Annotated in this window: 18 protein-coding genes; 16 read left to right on the top strand and 2 right to left on the bottom strand. The window is 41.5% G+C overall.

Annotated elements, in window-relative coordinates; translation table 11 throughout:
• The first annotated feature begins 51 nt into the window (after window positions 1-51).
• From M3234_RS09130 to modA, 5 genes are all read left to right on the top strand, one after another.
• Window positions 52-987 (top strand): dipeptidase, encoded by a 936-nt coding sequence (locus M3234_RS09130; protein ID WP_262304425.1) that lies wholly within the window; start codon window positions 52-54, stop codon window positions 985-987.
• Window positions 984-2012: a DmpA family aminopeptidase gene (locus tag M3234_RS09125; protein WP_262304424.1), complete on the top strand. Its 1029-nt coding sequence runs from the start codon at window positions 984-986 to the stop codon at window positions 2010-2012. Before M3234_RS09130 ends, M3234_RS09125 begins: the two co-directional genes overlap by 4 nt.
• Window positions 2013-2017: 5 nt before the next feature.
• Window positions 2018-2248 (top strand): excisionase family DNA-binding protein, encoded by a 231-nt coding sequence (locus M3234_RS09120; protein ID WP_262304423.1) that lies wholly within the window; start codon window positions 2018-2020, stop codon window positions 2246-2248.
• Between the two features lie 133 nt (window positions 2249-2381).
• Window positions 2382-2759 (top strand): DUF488 domain-containing protein, encoded by a 378-nt coding sequence (locus M3234_RS09115; RefSeq protein ID WP_262304422.1) that lies wholly within the window; start codon window positions 2382-2384, stop codon window positions 2757-2759.
• A complete protein-coding gene (gene modA, locus M3234_RS09110; protein WP_262304421.1) occupies window positions 2756-3535 on the top strand; it encodes a molybdate ABC transporter substrate-binding protein in 780 nt (259 codons plus the stop codon). Before M3234_RS09115 ends, modA begins: the two co-directional genes overlap by 4 nt.
• 43 nt (window positions 3536-3578) lie before the next feature.
• Here the strand turns inward: modA and trhA are convergent, their stop codons facing one another.
• Complete coding sequence (trhA, locus tag M3234_RS09105) at window positions 3579-4226, bottom strand: PAQR family membrane homeostasis protein TrhA (RefSeq protein WP_262304420.1); 648 nt, start codon at window positions 4224-4226, stop codon at window positions 3579-3581.
• A gap of 129 nt (window positions 4227-4355) precedes the next feature.
• Here trhA and M3234_RS09100 point away from each other — a divergent pair, with 129 nt between their 5' ends.
• From M3234_RS09100 to M3234_RS09050, 11 genes are all read left to right on the top strand, one after another.
• Window positions 4356-4946 (top strand): DUF1836 domain-containing protein, encoded by a 591-nt coding sequence (locus M3234_RS09100; protein ID WP_262304419.1) that lies wholly within the window; start codon window positions 4356-4358, stop codon window positions 4944-4946.
• A 157-nt stretch (window positions 4947-5103) separates the two neighbouring features.
• A complete protein-coding gene (locus tag M3234_RS09095; protein WP_262304418.1) occupies window positions 5104-5556 on the top strand; it encodes a NanQ anomerase/TabA/YiaL family protein in 453 nt (150 codons plus the stop codon).
• 14 nt (window positions 5557-5570) lie between these two features.
• Window positions 5571-7241: an FAD-binding protein gene (locus M3234_RS09090; protein WP_262304417.1), complete on the top strand. Its 1671-nt coding sequence runs from the start codon at window positions 5571-5573 to the stop codon at window positions 7239-7241.
• Between the two features lie 141 nt (window positions 7242-7382).
• A complete protein-coding gene (locus M3234_RS09085; protein ID WP_262304416.1) occupies window positions 7383-8294 on the top strand; it encodes a dihydrodipicolinate synthase family protein in 912 nt (303 codons plus the stop codon).
• A gap of 4 nt (window positions 8295-8298) precedes the next feature.
• Window positions 8299-8958: an SGNH/GDSL hydrolase family protein gene (locus M3234_RS09080; RefSeq protein WP_262304415.1), complete on the top strand. Its 660-nt coding sequence runs from the start codon at window positions 8299-8301 to the stop codon at window positions 8956-8958.
• A complete protein-coding gene (locus M3234_RS09075; protein WP_262304414.1) occupies window positions 8952-10343 on the top strand; it encodes an ABC transporter substrate-binding protein in 1392 nt (463 codons plus the stop codon). Before M3234_RS09080 ends, M3234_RS09075 begins: the two co-directional genes overlap by 7 nt.
• 71 nt (window positions 10344-10414) lie before the next feature.
• Window positions 10415-11290: a carbohydrate ABC transporter permease gene (locus M3234_RS09070; RefSeq protein WP_262304413.1), complete on the top strand. Its 876-nt coding sequence runs from the start codon at window positions 10415-10417 to the stop codon at window positions 11288-11290.
• Window positions 11291-11301: 11 nt separating this feature from the next.
• Window positions 11302-12144, top strand: coding sequence for a carbohydrate ABC transporter permease (locus M3234_RS09065; RefSeq protein WP_262304412.1), 843 nt, complete (start codon window positions 11302-11304; stop codon window positions 12142-12144).
• Between the two features lie 23 nt (window positions 12145-12167).
• The gene (locus M3234_RS09060; protein ID WP_262304411.1) at window positions 12168-12857 is read left to right on the top strand and encodes an N-acetylmannosamine-6-phosphate 2-epimerase; all 690 of its coding nucleotides are present in this window, start codon (window positions 12168-12170) and stop codon (window positions 12855-12857) included.
• Window positions 12858-12943: 86 nt separating this feature from the next.
• Complete coding sequence (locus tag M3234_RS09055; protein ID WP_262304410.1) at window positions 12944-13831, top strand: ROK family protein; 888 nt, start codon at window positions 12944-12946, stop codon at window positions 13829-13831.
• A 12-nt stretch (window positions 13832-13843) separates the two neighbouring features.
• Window positions 13844-14698 carry a MurR/RpiR family transcriptional regulator gene (locus M3234_RS09050; RefSeq protein ID WP_262304409.1) on the top strand — a complete coding sequence of 285 codons (855 nt, stop codon included), beginning with the start codon at window positions 13844-13846 and terminating at the stop codon, window positions 14696-14698.
• Between the two features lie 100 nt (window positions 14699-14798).
• Here the strand turns inward: M3234_RS09050 and M3234_RS09045 are convergent, their stop codons facing one another.
• Window positions 14799-16343, bottom strand: a complete 1545-nt coding sequence (locus M3234_RS09045) for a glycoside hydrolase family 55 protein (protein WP_262304408.1) — start codon at window positions 16341-16343, stop codon at window positions 14799-14801.
• Between the last annotated feature and the right edge of the window lie 191 nt (window positions 16344-16534).

Below are 16534 nucleotides of genomic sequence, written 5' to 3'. Positions count from 1 at the left end.
TTTTTTGATGGGATTTGTGATACACTTTTTAGTAAAAAGGGGTCGACATCTTTGAATATTATAGACTTGCATTGTGATGTACTTCTAAAGCTTTGGGAGGCCAAAGGGGAGTTGCGGTTTGCCGATGCGCCGGAACTGCAGGCGAATAAGACTCGATTGCAGCAGGGAAATGTTAAAGTCCAATTCTTTGCCATTTTTATCGAGCCATATCTCAATTCAGATCAAAAATTCCAGGTGGCGCTGGAGCAGGTTGATTATTTTTACAAGGAAGTCCTCGGTAAAAATCCTGACATGGTGCATATCAAGGAATGGTCAGAAATTGACAACCTTAAAATTGGCCAGATTGGGGCGGTGTTAACACTTGAAGGTGTCGATGCAATCGGCAATGATTTAACGAAGCTTGAAACACTATATCGCCTTGGAGTTCGATTAGTCGGGCTGACTTGGAATTTTGCCAACTTGGCTGCAGACGGTGCTGGGGAGCCGCGCGGCGGCGGACTGACCCTGTTCGGAAAAGAAGTCGTGAAATTAAATAACAAGAATCAGGTCCTGACCGATGTTTCACACTTGAGTGACAAGGCGTTTTGGGATGTAATGGAACTGGCACAGTACCCGATTGCCAGTCATTCAAACGCCAGGGCACTCTGCAACAGTCCACGTAATTTAACCGATGAAATGGCAAAAGTGATGTTTAAAAAAGGCGGGATGATTCATGTTGTCTATCATCCGCCGTTTATTAAAGAATCCGGGGAAGTAACCATTACTGACCTCGTGAAGCATATTGATCACTTTTGTTCTTTGGGTGGGGTGAAGCAGATTGGCTTGGGATCGGATTTTGATGGGATTTCCCAATTTGTCATCAACCTGGAGGACGCGTCAAAAACGCAAAATCTCATCAATGAGCTTTTAAAATACTACTCCGAGGATGAAGTTAGAGGCTTTGCTTCTGAAAACTTCCTTTATCACAGGACGGGGGTGAAACGATGAAGGCGAGAGAACTGGGAATCAAAGTCGGAAGGCTGCCGGTTGGGGTGAAAAATTGCATTACCGATGTTCGCGGTGTGATGGTCGGTCATGTGACGCTGGATTTTTCGATAGGTGAAACGGGTGAAGACTATGCTTGCACGGGTGTGACGGCGATCCTTCCGCATAACGGCAATATCTTTAAAGAAAAGGTGACAGCGGCAAGCTATGTCATTAATGGCTTTGGAAAAACAACCGGGCTAGTCCAGGTTAACGAATTGGGAGTCCTAGAGTCGCCAATCATGCTGACCAATACCTTTGGCGTGCCTGCGGTAACCCAAGGGACATTGGCTTACATGCTTGATCTGAATCCGGAAATTGGCGATACGACCGGAACCATCAATGTGGTGGTCGGCGAATGTAATGACGGCCACCTCAATTCTATTCGCTTGTTTCCGGTCAAGCCGGAACATGCTATTGAGGCGATTAACAAGGCCACGAACGGGCAAGCAGAAGAAGGAGCGGTCGGGGCCGGTAAAGGGATGGTTTGTTTTGGTTATAAAGGTGGTATCGGCTCTTCATCACGTGTGGTGGAAGGTTACACAGTTGGCTGTCTTGTTTTAAGCAATTTTGGGAAACAGGAAGAGTTTCGGGCGTTTCAGTATGAAGGCGAGGGGGGGCTCTCGGAAACGTCAGACGGTTCGATTATGATTGTGTTGGCAACAGATGCTCCGTTAAGTGACAGGCAGCTGCTTCGAGTTTCCAAACGCTGCGGTATTGGTCTTGGCAGAACCGGAAGCCATTTTGGCCACGGCAGCGGCGATATTGTCATTTCTTTTTCAACGGCCCAAAGAATCGCCCATTTTTCAGAGGAGATGACGGAAACGCGGATCCAGCTGCGTGAAGACCACCCGCTTATGAATGAATTATTTGCAGCGGCGGCAGAAGCGGCCGAGGAAGCGATTCTTAATTCACTATCACAGGCGGTCACTACCAAAGGAAGGGCGGGGCGGGTAGTTAACGCCCTTGATTTTACGAAAGCGAGATAAGGACTATGTATTTAACATTAAAAGAAACAGCGGAATATCTTAATATGCCAGAAGCGACAGTAGAAAAACTAATTCAGCAGAAGAAAATCCGCGCTCTTTACGACGGTATCGAGTATTTAATTTATAAAGATCAATTTAACACCCATCTAAGACAAATGGAAAAATACAAACAACTCGTCGAAGAAATCCTGAACGAACCAATCCCGGAAGACCTCGATGTGAAAGACGAAGATTAATTGCCAAGCGGATGAGAAACACATAGTGTATACAAAATTTTACAATTTGTCCATCTGGAGTGGACAAATTCGGTAATTTGTCTTTTTCTGGTGCCTGACACCAATCTTTATTTTCCAAGAAACAGGTGATTGTATGAGCAATATTTTTTTAAAGCGAATTTATGAGCCGTATGATGAGATGGATGGATGCAGGGTTTTGGTGGATCGTGTTTGGCCGCGGGGCATTTCGAAGGAGTCTGCCAAGCTGCAGTATTGGTTTAAGGACATTGCTCCAAGCCCGGAATTGAGGAAATGGTTCTGTCATAAGCCTGAACTGTTCCCAGAATTTCGCAGTCGCTATCTTGAAGAACTCCGATCCGACGATCAAAAGCAAAACCTGATGAGACAAGTCCTCGAAACTGCAGCCAATGAGCAGGTAACGCTATTATACGGGGCAAAGGATCCAGTATATAATCATGCTGTCGTTTTGCATGAAGAGCTGATGAATCGAATTAACGGAGAAAGTCTGTGAAAAAGCATTATTACCTATTTTCGATGGCACTGCTATTATTGCTGGTTATTACGGGATGCACAAAAGATGAGGAAAAACCTGCAGTAGAAAAAGTAGAATTAACAATTTCGGCTGCGGCCAGTTTACAGGCAGCGCTAAATGAAATAAAAGATGACTTCGAAAAGGAACATCCCAATATAAAAATTAACTATAATTTTGGCGCGTCAGGAGCGCTGCAACAGCAAATTTCTCAAGGTGCGCCTGTCGACTTATTCTTTTCCGCCACAGAGGATAAATTTGATCAACTGGTGAGAGACGGCCTAATTGACAAGGACAATAGTGTTGATCTTGTCGGTAATGAACTCGTTCTGGTGGTGCCGAAGGGTTCGGCGAAAGGGATCAAGACACTTGCAGACATCACTAAAGCAGACAAGATTTCACTTGGAACCCCAGAATCGGTCCCCGCGGGAAAATACGCGAAGCAAACACTAGAAAACTTGAAGGTTTGGGAAAACATTGAATCCAAAGTAATCTATGCCAAGGATGTCCGTCAGGTGCTGACCTATGTAGAAACCGGAAACGTCGATGCAGGATTCGTTTATAAAACGGATGCGCTTATGTCCAAAAAGGTGGAGGTGGTCGCAACCGCCGCAGAGAATACCCACGAACCGATTATTTATCCGGTAGGCGTGATTAAGGAAACCGCCCACCCAAAGGAAGCGCAACTATTTTTCGATTATCTGCAAACGGAAAAATCGCTGAAGATCTTAAAAAAGTATGGTTTTATAGAAATCTAAAAGAAATCAAAAAAAGAGCCTAGCCCGTCGGGAAGGCTCTTTCCTATATTACATACAAAAACACACTCAAGAAATGCGCCAGGCTGCCAAGCATGATAAAAATGTGGAAAATTTCATGGAAGCCCCAATGCTTGAATTTTAAGAACTTTGGTTTTGCCCCGTAAATCACGCCGCCAACTGTGTAGAAGACTCCACCTAGTACCAAAAGGAACAAGCCCACCGGATTCAAACTGCCTGCAAGCGGTGAGAAAACGAAAACAACCATCCAGCCCATGGCGATATAAAGAGCGGTTGAAATCCACCGTGGGCAATGGAACCAAACCATTTTAAACACAACTCCGCAGACCGCAATTCCGGAAATGATGGAAAACAGAATGGCACCCGTTTTTCCATTCAAACTGATAAAGCAAAATGGAGTATAGGTACCGGCAATCAGGATAAAGATCATTGAATGGTCAAGCCGTCTCAGAAAAGCAATCACCTTATCCTTTGCCATTACCATGTGATAAGTGGCCGATGCGGAATAAAGTAAAATCATGCTAATCCCAAAAATGATGACAGCTGTAATGGCTAATGGTGATGGTGTGGTCATTGATGCTTTGATGACCATCGCCAGCAGTCCTACAAATGACAAAATTGCTCCAATTAAATGTGTGAGACCGTTGATAGGTTCGCGGATATAAGCGTTCATAATGAATCCCTCCTGTTACAACATGTAGTTTTAATAACTACATATAATGATACGAGTGTATCTTCATCTAGTCAATGCCTTTTCCATCAGGTATAATAAAAACATTAGTAAATGAACGGGGTTTTACAAATGGAAAAAATCAACCAAATCATCGAGGGGATAAACCTGGAGGCGAATTTGGCAATAGAGGATATCCCAAAGATTGATTTATATATGGATCAAGTCATTCAATTGTTTGAAAGCAAGTTTGCGGACTCTAGACGAAATGACGAGGAAAAAGTCCTGACCAAGACGATGATTAACAACTATGCAAAGGGAAAGCTGATGTTTCCGATAAAAAATAAAAAATATTCGAGGGAACATCTGATGTTAATCAGCTTAATCTACCAATTAAAAGGGGCCCTTTCTATCAATGATATTAAAACAACGCTTGATGGTTTGAATAAAAGAGTTGTTAAAGAGGATATCGATTTGGATTCTTTTTATCAAAGCTACTTGAATATTACTGAAAAAGATGTCGACGATTTTAAGCAAGATATCAATAGAAGGGTAGAGGAAGTGAAGAAAGAAATCACTGATGGACAAAGTGGCCAGTCGCCATACCTTGAACAGGTGCTGATGATTGCCTCACTTGTGCATATGGGGAATTTGTATCGGAAAGTAGCAGAGCGGCTTGTTGATGAAATCATCATTGAAAAAGAAGAAAAGCGCCATAGATAATATAGTCTATGGCGCTTTTTTTAAACGAAAAAGGTGAAAATTTTTTTCAGAATTATTGATTGAGGGGGAAATAATTTACGTTATCGATTAATTGTGATATATTCTGTTTGAAAGCGTTTAATACCAAGACAACTTATTCAGTTAAGGAGCAAAAGAAATGATAGCAGATCATATAGGCAATTTTGAACTATATAAAGGAATAACCGAAAGAGTTAATCGTGCGGTTCAATACATTCAGAACCACGATTTTGCAGGACTCCAAACAGGTACGCATGAAGTGGAAGGGGATGAAATTTTCTTCAACTTAATCGAGTATGTAACAAAAGATCAGGAGGAACGTTTCTGGGAATCTCACAAAAAATATCTCGATCTTCACTATATTCTTGAGGGTTCCGAATTTATTGCCCGTGAGCAATTTGACAAAATGACTGTAACAAAGGAATACGATGAACAGGACGACTATTACTTGCTTGAAGGCAAGGTGCAATCCAAGGTAAAGCTGGAACAAGGCGACTTTATGTTGTTGTTTCCGGATGATGTTCATATGACGGGCATCAAAGTGGACGATCCGGAAAAGGTTAGAAAAGTGGTTTTTAAAATACTTATTTAGGATGTGCAGTACAAATGATTAAAGACATCATGACAACAGATGTATTGGTTGTTGGCAGCGGTATTGCCGGTCTTAAAGTGAGCATGGAACTGGCCAAGGCCGGAAAAAATATCATTATGTCAACCAAAACACAACTGTGTTCCGGTTCAAGTTTTTTTCCGTTAAAGGCCTCATTAGGAACACAAGTTACTAAAAATGAAGAAGATAAGGCCGTGTTTTTAGAGGATATTGACGCCGTCAGCCATAATATGCAAGACCGAGAAATGGCGAAAATCTACATTGATGAGATACAGGACAGGGTCGAGGAGTATCCCGAAATCGGGATTGAGCCTTATAAGCTTTCCGATGACCGCAAAGCCTGTTTTGCCAATCATGGCAGAACGATATACATGCTGAAGGACTGGGACAAAATCAGGACAAATGTGACAGAAATAATGGAAAACTACCCTAATATTTCCTTAATGGAAAGAACGGCGGTCGTTTCTCTACTTAAAGAGAATGATAGAATATGCGGTGCCATCCTTTTGAATCGGGATAATGATTTCATCATGATTAACTGTAAAGCCGTTGTCCTTGCTACTGGTGGGTTTGGAAATATTTACAAGCATAATCTGAATCCAAATGATGTCGATGGTTCCGGGCATATTCTTGCGCTTGAAGCAGGAGCTAGCCTGGTGAATATGGAGTTCATTCAGTTCATACCCGGCTTTACCTCGCCAAAATATAAGACATTATGGGGCGAGCATACCTTAAATTATTGCAAAGACTTTGTCGATGACAAAGGAAAAAGCATATTGGATAAAGTGCTTCCGGAAGGAATGTCGAAGGAGGACTGCTTTAAGGTCCGCAGCACCCATGGGCCATTCACAAACTCCTTGCCATCTAAATATTTTGATATCGCGATGATGAAAGAAATTTTCAGAACGAATAGTGAAGATGGATTCGAGCTGATCTATGATTCCGAAATCTACCAGAATAATAGTGATTTCTATACCATTTATTTAAATTGGCTAGATGAACGCGGAATCAACCTGATCAGGGATACGATGAAAATTGCTCCGTTTGCCCATGCCAGCAACGGCGGCGTCAAAGTGGACAGCCATGGCCGGACAGGTGTCCCGGGGCTTTATGCAATCGGGGAATTGGCTGGAGGTATTGAGGGTGCTAACAGACTCGGAGGAAATTCTACCGGGGCGTGTATGGTATTTGGAAAAAGAGCGGCACAGGATTGTCTCCAATACCTAGAGGGAGTCAATCTGGAAAAAATCAATTCACAGCAAGAGACTGCAACATTGTCTCAAGCGATTCAATCCTTTTCGGCACAAACCAATGATTCCATAACACCACATGAAGTGCTGGATGCTGTAAGAGAAATAATGTGGTTCAATGGCAATGTCATTCGTGATGAAAAAAATCTTCAGGCTGCTTTGGAAAAAATAGAGAGATTGAAGTCCTCTTTTAACATGGAGTTTTTCATAAATAATGTCAAAGAAAGAAAAAGTGCCTTCAAGGCAAGAAACTTTTTGGTCCTTTCGAGCCTGTTGCTTAAGGCCATGCAAGAAAGAAGGGAAAGCAGGGGGGCACATTACCGTGAAGACTATCCAGCCGAGGATGAATTTTATAACAGAAGATTATTCATTTCACTACGTAATGGGGAAATGAACCTTGATTTTGAAGCAAGGTAAAATTGGCATGGGATTTTCAAAAAAGGTGAAGAATTTTTTCAGGAAATCAAAAAAAGAAGAAAATTATTTACATAGTTAGATTACTATGATATATTTTTATTGTAAACGGTAACATTACTATCACTCAGGTGGGGAAGACATATGAATCTAGAAAAATTTAAAGGTATTATTCCGGCATTTTATGCTTGCTATGATGATGCAGGAGAAGTATCAGAAGACAGAACAAAGGATCTTTGTAACTACCTTTACGAAAAAGGGGTAAAGGGTCTTTATGTAGGTGGAAGCTCAGGCGAATGTATTTACCAAAACCTTGAGGAAAGAAAAGCAACGTTAAAATATGTTGCCGAAGCGGTTAAAGGCAAGCTTACGTTAATTGCTCATGTGGGTGCGCCGTCTACGAGGGAAAGCGTTATTTTAGCCAAGCATGCAGCAGAGTTGGGATATGATGCATTATCTGCCATTCCTCCAATCTACTTTAAGCTTCCGGACAGCTCAGTAATCAAGTATTGGACGGAAATCATGGATTCAACAGAATTGCCATTTATTATATACAATATCCCGCAGACAACAGGATACAATCTGTCGCTTTCGACTTTTAACAAGTTAATTGAGAACAAGAAAGTAATCGGCGTTAAGAACTCTTCAATGCCAGTTATGGATATTGAACGGTTTAAGGCAGCGGCCGGAGAAGATTTTATTGTCTTTAATGGTCCGGATGAACAGTATGTTTCCGGAAGATTAATCGGTGCTGACAGCGGGATTGGCGGGACATACGCAGCTATGCCGGAACTGCTTTTAAAAGCAGAAGAGTTTGTGGCAACCGGCAATTTTGAACTAGCAAGGAACATTCAAAGGGATATTAACGATATTATTATTGCTTTATGTTCTTTGAACGGCCATATGTATTCCACGATTAAGGAACTTCTCAAATTACGCGGCGTCAATATCGGAAGCGTAAGAGGGCCGCTTGAGCCTGTGACAGGCGACGACCTAAACAAGGTAAAAGAAATTAAGGATATGATTGATAACGCCATTCGCAAATACGGGATGTAACACTATGAAAAAAAGAATCGTTTGTTTCGGAGATTCTAATACATGGGGTTTCGATGCCAAAACATTGGAAAGATTTCCGGAAGGTGTCAGATGGACAAGCCTCCTGGCCGAGCGTTTGGGTGAAGAGTTTCAAGTGGTGGAAGAGGGACTTTCAGGCCGGACTGCTGTAGTGGATGATCCTTTATTCGAAGGGTTAAATGGATTGAATTATATTCATCCCTGTTTGATGAGCCATGCGCCGCTCGAACTGGTCATCATCATGCTTGGTACAAATGATACGAAGGAAAGGTTTCATTTAACTTCGTATAACATTGCACAAGGGATCGCCAGAATCTCGCAAAAAGCAAAGGCCACAACCGCAGGCATAAAGGGAGCTAGTCCAATAGTTTTGGTGGTTGCCCCGCCTCCAATCGGTAAAGAGTATTTTGAAACCGAAGTGGGAAAATCAATGGGAAAAGATTGTGACCTTAAGTCAGCGGAGCTATCATCACACTTGAAAGGCCTAATGCAAATACAAAATACGGAATTCCTCGATACCAAGGGGATTGTCCCGATGAATACGATTGATTATATGCATCTTGATGAGGAAGGTCACAGGCTTCTTGCCGAGCTTGTCTTCAATAAAATAAAAAATATTTTATCAAGGGAGAGAAACGTATGTTAAAAAAGCGTTTTCTATCAACCGCTTTAACCGGTGTTCTGGCACTTTCAGCTTTATTAGCTGGATGTTCAGATAAAGATTCAGGTAAACCTGCAGCAGGTTCCAAAGACAAAACTGTAGAATTATCCCTGATGTTAACACCACAGTGGAAAGGTGTTATGGATGCAAATGAAAAAGGGGCTGACTATGATAGCTTCTTCAAATATGCTGCGGAGAAATTCTCAAAGCAATATAAGGAATATGATGTAAAAGTTAATGTTGAAGTCATCGCCAGTGACCAACGTGATGAGCTGTTAAACGTTAAATTAAACGGCGGCACTCCTCCGGATATCTTCTTTGAAAATACATTTGCTATGGGTGACTACGCACATCGCGGTGCTTTAGTTCCATTAAATGATATTGTGGATGATACTGCCAAGAAAGATATTGATCAAAATTATTGGGAAAGTGTCACTTTCGGTAAGGACATTTACTTCTATCCATTCTCTCATATGCCAGGAACATTAGCCTATAATGCTGAGATGTTCAAGGCTGCCGGACTTGAGGAGTATATCGGCGGTGAGAATGAAATCAAGACTTGGACTTTAGATGAATACGAAACAATTTTAAACAAGCTTAAGAACGATTTACCAAAAGACAAATATTCAAATGCTTATCCAATGGGACTTTATGCCCTTAATAACCAAGGTGACACTTGGAACCTTGCTTATTTAAGAATGTTTGGCAATAAATTCTTTGATAAAAAAGGCAATATCGTGCTTGATGATGCAAAGGGTGCTAAAGCGGCTGAATGGTTAAAGAAAACGTATGATGCCGGCTTAACAAACCCAGGTGCCGAATCTGTTTCTTCTAATGACGTGCTAGCTATGTTTAAGAACCAAAAGATTGCGATCGCCTTTACGAACTCTGTTTTATTTAACAACACGAAGGCGGAAATGAATGAAGGAAAAGCACCAAAGTTTGATATCAGACTTGCTAACATTCCATCTGAAAGCGGCGACCCGTTAACATTCACATATGTTTCCGGCGCAGCAGTATTTAACACTCAAGACGAAACTAGAATCAAAGTAAGTAAGGATTTCGTAAAGTTCTTCTCCACTGACCCTGAGTTAGTTAAAGCATCAAAAAATGGTGTACCTGTAAGAACTTCAGTAGCGGATGAGTTCAAGGCAGACAACCCATTATTCGAAGCTTATGATAAAAATGCTCCATATTTGTTTAACTTTACAGGCAGTGTTCCTGGTTACAGCCAGTTAAGACAGGTTCTGTACCCTGAACTACAAGCTATTTTTACAGGTCAAAAATCACCTGAACAGGCGATGAAAGATTATCAGAAGAATGGTAACCAAATCATCAAAGAGGCAAAAGAGAACTCTGTGATTAAATAGCCTTTAGGTTAAAACATCAAAATTAAAGCCCCGGCATTGGGGCTTTAATTTTAGAAAGGTTAAGGATTCTTATGAAGTTTAACAAACATGCTTTAAAAGAAAATATGACAGGGTACCTGTTTATTGCTCCACAGCTCATCCTGTTCTTGGTATTCCTCGTTTATCCTATTATTGAAGGAATCCGGTTAAGCTTATACAGGATTAATTATACAAATGAAGTCTTTGTCGGTTTTGAAAACTATCAAAAATTATTCCAAAACCCGGTTTTTGTAAAATCCACTCTTAATACAGTTGTCTTTGTTGTTTTTATCGTGGCCTTAACGGTTGCATTTGCCATGTTCGTATCTGCGGCTGTGTTTGATAAAAACGCGAAATATGTCTCGTTTATTAGAGGAAGCTATTACATCCCAGTTATGGTTTCAATGGTCGTCATGAGTATGGTCTGGAGCTTTTTATTAAACCCGGCCAATGGTCTTATTCCTTATATCGCCAAACAAATGGAAATGTCATCTGTCAACTTCCTGGGTAATCCCAAAACGGTTTTACCTGTCATCATTTTTGTAACTTTTGCCACTAACGTTGGTCAAGCGATCATACTTTATATAGCGTCAATGATTGGGGTTCCGAAGGAATTATTTGAAGCGGCAGAAGTCGATGGCGCCAGCCGTACGACCATCATTTTCAAAATCTTAATTCCTTTGGTAAAGCCTACAACCATTTATATCATCATTATGAATATTATTGCTGTATTAAAAATATTCGTTGTTATCCAACTCTTAACTGGCGGCGGACCAAACAATGCATCAACAACACTTATGTACTTCTTATATAATAACGCCTTTAAGTTTAATCAGCTTGGTATTGCTTCTGCTGTCGGTGTCATTATGTTCTTAATTACATTAGTGCTATCGGTTCCACAATTAAGAGCAATGTTTAAAAAGGATTGAGGTGACATAGCATGTCTAAAAATAAAAATAAAAGAAAAAGAGAAACGGTTGACGTAGTAGCAAACGTGATAATTCTTTTCTTTGCAATCTTAAACCTATTTCCGCTTTACTGGCTATTTACCAGTTCATTAAAAAACAGTTCGGATGTTATCAAAATGCCGCCGGATTGGTTCCCAAAAACGATATCCTTCGACAACTATGTCGATGTGTTCCAAAACCAGCCGGCATTGCAGTGGACATTTAATAGTATTATTGTATCACTTGTTTCAACTGTCGCGGTTATCGTATTCAGTTCCATGGCAGCCTATGCTTTTTCAAAGCTTCATTTTAAAGGGAAAAATGTAATCTATATTATCTTTATTTCTAGTTTAATGATCCCAAAAGAGGTTATGATTGTTCCTTTGTTCAGAATTATTCAAGACTTGGGTATGGTCAATTCTCTAAATGGTATGATTTGGCCGAACGTCGCAACTGCTTTTGGAGTATTCTTGCTTAAAGGGTTCTTCGATTCAATCCCTGATTCTTTACGAGAAGCTGCCAAAATGGATGGTGCAGGGGAGTTTTATACCTTCTATAAAATTATTATGCCAATTGTAAAACCAGGTATTGGTGCATTATTTATTCTAAACTTTGTTCAGGTATGGAATGATTACCTATGGCAGCTAGTTGTTGGACAGAGTGAAGAATCCAAAACATTAATGGTTGGTATTGCATCGTTAATGCAGGACCTAAATCCAAACTTTGCCTATAAGATGGCAGGAGCTACTGTTGCAGCAATTCCGATGCTCGTAATATTTATCTGCTTCCAAAAATATTTTACTAAAGGCTTAGCAATTGGGGCAGAAAAGGGATAAAATTTAACTTGGAGATGCTTTAAATGGATCATAAGGATAAAATTTTCGAACAGCTTAGAGGAAAGTTAATTGTTTCGTGCCAGGCACTTCCTGAGGAGCCGTTGCACAGCCCATATATTATGGGAAGAATGGCGTATGCGGCTAAACTTGGAGGGGCAAGCGGCATTCGTGCCAATAGTGTCGAAGACATAAGGGAAATCAAGAAGACGGTTGATTTGCCGATCATTGGAATCATTAAGCGTGTCTATGAAGGATCTGATGTGTTTATCACACCTACAATGGAGGAAATTGATCTTCTTTATCGAGAAGGTGTCGATATCATTGCACTAGATGCAACCAATAGAATCAGGCCTGACGGCAAGACGATCGAAGAAGTTTTTCCGCTAATAAGAGAAAAATATAAAGATCAACTCTTTATGGCCGATTGTTCCACTTTTGAAGAAGGAAAGAAGGCCTATGAACTTGGCTTTGACTGTGTGGGGTCAACGCTGAGCGGTTATACGGCATACACAAAAGGAAAAGCATTGCCAGATACCGATATGCTTAGTAAATTAGTTAGTGAGCTACCGGTACCGGTTATTGCCGAGGGCGGTATTTGGACCCCTGACGCATTAAAGACTGTTTTCGACCTAGGCGTTTATACAGCTGTGGTAGGCACGGCGATTACAAGACCTATGGAAATTACGAAAAGATTTGTCAACGCTATCCAATAATGGAGAAAATTTTTTTCAGAACTAAATCCCTCGAGTTTCTCGTGGGATTTAGTTCTCCTAACGTGTAAAAGCAGAGGGTGAATAAAGTGAAAATATTAGCAGTCGATATTGGAGGGACTTCGATTAAGCTTTGTCTCTCTAATGAAGCAGGAAAAATCGATGTATTTAAAGAATATGATACTGAAAGTAAAAAGGGCGGGCCATATATAGTAGAAAAGCTGATCGAGATTATATCAGATTTTAGTGGATATGATGCGATTGGGATCAGCACCGCCGGTCAGGTTGACAGCGATGAAGGGTATATCATTTATGCCAATGAAAATATCCCTGACTATACCGGGACAAGATTAAAAGCGATTTTTGAGGAAAAATTTCATGTTCCTGTTAAAGTGGAAAATGATGTAAATGCAGCGGCGTTGGGTGAAAAGTACTTTGGTGCCGGCCGGGAGTTTACTGATTTTCTTTGCTTGACATATGGAACTGGGATTGGCGGAGCGATTATCGTTGATTCAAAGGTTTACAAAGGAGCTAAGGGGGTTGCCGGAGAATTCGGCCATATCATTACCCATCCCCAAGGCAATGACTGCAATTGCGGCGGGCATGGCTGTTATGAAACCTATGCTTCCACAACTGCCCTGGTAAGAAAGGCATTAGAAATTGACCCGGAATGCACAAATGGCAAGGTTATTTTTGAGAAAATTAAACAAGGGAATACCGCTTTATTAAATGTGCTTAACGCATGGGTAGAGGAAGCAGCGCTTGGGTTGGCTTCATTAATTCACATTTTTAACCCTCCTGCCATTATTGTGGGCGGCGGGGTCATGGAGCAAGATTTTCTGGTAGAAAAGGTTTCTGCTAAAGTGAAAGAATTAATTATGGAAAGCTTTTCTGAAGTGAAAATAATGAAAGCTTCGTTAGGAAATAAAGCTGGAATGTTAGGGGCAGTTTCACTTCATTTGCGAAGTGAGAATTAGAAGGGGTGCAACATGGCAAATGTAGATATTTTTTCACTCATTCGTTCAAGATACAATGCATTTACGAATACGGAAAAAAAAGTTGCAGATTACATCCTGGAACATACAAAGGATGTTCTATATATGTCGATTACCGACCTTGCGGATGCCTGCAATGTGGGTGAGTCGAGTGTTTTTAGGTTTTGTAAGACTATGAATCTTAAAGGGTATCAGGAATTTAAAATCGTATTGGCCCACAGCATATCACAAGGTGAAGGCACTCCTCAGCTTTCTGGGGAGATTACGATGCAGGATTCCGTCGAGGAGCTGTCTTCGAAGATTTTAACCACAACGGTTAGCGCCTTAACGGAGACCCGGAACCTATTAAATGAAAAGGATATCTCAAAGGCAATCGATTATATGATTGCAGCAGATAGAATTCATTTTTTTGGAGTGGGAGCATCGCTTATGACGGCTATGGAAGCCAAGAATAAGTTTATACGTATTACCAATAAAACGGAATGCTCGCTTGATTCACATCTCCAAATAATGTCGGCTGCGCTGATGACGCCGAAGGATGTTGCGGTGTTAATTTCTTATTCAGGATCAACGAAGGATACTATTGATGTCGCAAAGGTCGTTAAAGAGCGGGGAGCAAAAATCATTTCTATCACACGGTTCGCCAAGTCGCCATTAACCAGTTATGCCGACATCACATTGCTCTGCGGGGCCAATGAAGGTCCGCTCCAAGGCGGCAGTTTAACAGCAAAAATTTCACAGCTTTACCTTCTGGACCTTTTATATGTGGAGTATTTTAAAAGGACCTTCAATCAATCGGCACACAACAAAGAATTGACTGCCAATTCGGTTATTGAAAAAATGCTTTAATCAGAATGATGAAAGGAGCCTGCTCCTGCAATCTAATTAACCAAGATTGCAGGAGCAGGCTCCTTTTTCTCGACATACATTTAAGAAACTAGATGCCAATTTATTCAATTTCCATATTATGAACCCCTTTGCCTACTAAAAATTTTGCAGACTTGGAATGATCCATTGCAACGTTTTTCAGTTTTACATCATCAGCCTTATTTTGGCCTCCGAACACTTTAATCCCCGCTCCGGCAGTTTTAAAATTTTTTATAGAAACATTCTGCAGTACAACCTTTCTTGCCCGATATTGTATCGCCGCCACCGGGTTGCCTTTGTAATCATAATCCAGGTCTCCGATTAAGGTAAAATGATTGATGACGACATTATTATAGGCGGAAACAACCAGACCCCGCGGTGCCGATCCTTTATAAAGGTCTGTAAAAACCGGTGCAATCGAGGCTAAGTTTACCGCGATAATATTATAAGCCGACTTTGATTCGGCATCGGTGCTCTTGTGGTGGCCGATATGGCGAAAGTTGTATGATCGGTTATCATTCAAGGAAATATGCCCGACAATGATCACGTTTGAGGCCGCTGATGAATTCTGATGGGCCTTTATCTCAATGCCGCCAAAGCATCTGGCCGTTGAATTATTGACGAGCACCACATTCCTGGAACCGTCGTCGACCTCAATCCCGTTCGAATTTGAAAAACCTTTTTTATGGGCGCGACCACTCGGGTCGCACGTGTGACAGTTGGATATCAGGATATAATCGCTATGATGGGTGGTAATCCCGTCGTCACCGAAGCCATAGCCTGTCAAATTGTCGAGCCAAACGTACTTGCTGCCGCCGCGGGCACGATAGCCGTCCCCGGCATAATTGTACAGCGTTGATGTGATGTCAAAACCGTGCAGGCCCGGGTTGATGGCTTCAACCTCCTTTACCCAGCCATAAGTAACGTTGGCGTAAGTGAGACAGCTGGAATGATTGCCCCATGTGCTGGTTTTGGCCGCATCACCAAGGCGTTCGACATTCCAATTAAGGCTAAGCCCTTGGACCAGAATATGGTGGTTTCCGCGCCAATGGCTTGCGTTGGTAACAAGTCTTGTTCCCTTCGGTGCTTGATCATGCAGCCTGATGGTGGTAACCCCTTTTCCGGCACCAACAAGTTGAGTCCACGATGGGAGCCGGATTTCTTTCACAACATAAACACCTTGGGGCACAAGTACTTTTACCCTGCCGTTTCCAATTGCTCTTTGAAATGCTTTCGTACTGTCCGTTTTTCCATCCCCGATTGCACCGAAATCAGTTACATTGACTTCTTTAGCTATTTCAGTGGTAAGCAGATGAAATTCCCGGTCTAGCCTTGCCTTCCAGTCTGGATTCACAATGCCGGCAGAATCTACGGAAATCCTGGTTGGTTCCAAGACCTTTGAAGGCTGTGCCAAAAGCCGAAACAGTCTTTCAGCTGCTTTTTCCTTAAAAGGGAGCGGCCTAGTCGCGGGACTATTATGCAGGGGTGAAATGACCTTGGTCCTGCACTGCTCGAAAAGTTGCTGAGCTTCCAGGACAGCCGCTTTAAGGTCTAATTGTTTCTTGGTAATTTGCGAAAGCAGGTCAGCATTTTTACGCGGATCGTGTGTTTTCTTTAAATTCAGCATTGTTTTTCACCCCAAAAGAAGGTACCTAATAACAGTATTATAGCCTTCGGACATAATTTTTTTAATTGAAACATACGAAATCACGATTACCAGCAAGGATAACAAAATCCTAAAAACAAAAACAAAAACAAAGGATTAACAGGACTGGTGTAGAGTTCGGTCTTTTTTGGTTTGAATTCTGAATCTTTTGT

The sequence above is a fragment of the Neobacillus niacini genome, from assembly GCF_023715785.1.
GTDB classification, from domain to species: Bacteria; Bacillota; Bacilli; order Bacillales; family Cytobacillaceae; genus Neobacillus; species Neobacillus niacini_E.
Note: the sequence above shows the minus strand (reverse complement) of the source record. Positions and strands in the feature narration are given on the sequence as shown.

What these genes read in the sequence shown, in the direction of transcription:
- M3234_RS09080 (WP_262304415.1), top strand. Translation starts at nt 8,299, where the DNA reads ATGAAAAAAAGAATCGTTTGTTTCGGAGATTCTAATACATGGGGTTTC.
- M3234_RS09070 (WP_262304413.1), top strand. Translation starts at nt 10,415, where the DNA reads ATGAAGTTTAACAAACATGCTTTAAAAGAAAATATGACAGGGTACCTG.
- M3234_RS09085 (WP_262304416.1), top strand. Translation starts at nt 7,383, where the DNA reads ATGAATCTAGAAAAATTTAAAGGTATTATTCCGGCATTTTATGCTTGC.
- M3234_RS09115 (WP_262304422.1), top strand. Translation starts at nt 2,382, where the DNA reads ATGAGCAATATTTTTTTAAAGCGAATTTATGAGCCGTATGATGAGATG.
- M3234_RS09045 (WP_262304408.1), bottom strand. Translation starts at nt 16,343, where the DNA reads ATGCTGAATTTAAAGAAAACACACGATCCGCGTAAAAATGCTGACCTG.
- M3234_RS09100 (WP_262304419.1), top strand. Translation starts at nt 4,356, where the DNA reads ATGGAAAAAATCAACCAAATCATCGAGGGGATAAACCTGGAGGCGAAT.
- M3234_RS09075 (WP_262304414.1), top strand. Translation starts at nt 8,952, where the DNA reads ATGTTAAAAAAGCGTTTTCTATCAACCGCTTTAACCGGTGTTCTGGCA.
- M3234_RS09120 (WP_262304423.1), top strand. Translation starts at nt 2,018, where the DNA reads ATGTATTTAACATTAAAAGAAACAGCGGAATATCTTAATATGCCAGAA.
- M3234_RS09090 (WP_262304417.1), top strand. Translation starts at nt 5,571, where the DNA reads ATGATTAAAGACATCATGACAACAGATGTATTGGTTGTTGGCAGCGGT.
- M3234_RS09065 (WP_262304412.1), top strand. Translation starts at nt 11,302, where the DNA reads ATGTCTAAAAATAAAAATAAAAGAAAAAGAGAAACGGTTGACGTAGTA.
- M3234_RS09125 (WP_262304424.1), top strand. Translation starts at nt 984, where the DNA reads ATGAAGGCGAGAGAACTGGGAATCAAAGTCGGAAGGCTGCCGGTTGGG.
- M3234_RS09060 (WP_262304411.1), top strand. Translation starts at nt 12,168, where the DNA reads ATGGATCATAAGGATAAAATTTTCGAACAGCTTAGAGGAAAGTTAATT.
- M3234_RS09050 (WP_262304409.1), top strand. Translation starts at nt 13,844, where the DNA reads ATGGCAAATGTAGATATTTTTTCACTCATTCGTTCAAGATACAATGCA.
- trhA (WP_262304420.1), bottom strand. Translation starts at nt 4,226, where the DNA reads ATGAACGCTTATATCCGCGAACCTATCAACGGTCTCACACATTTAATT.
- M3234_RS09095 (WP_262304418.1), top strand. Translation starts at nt 5,104, where the DNA reads ATGATAGCAGATCATATAGGCAATTTTGAACTATATAAAGGAATAACC.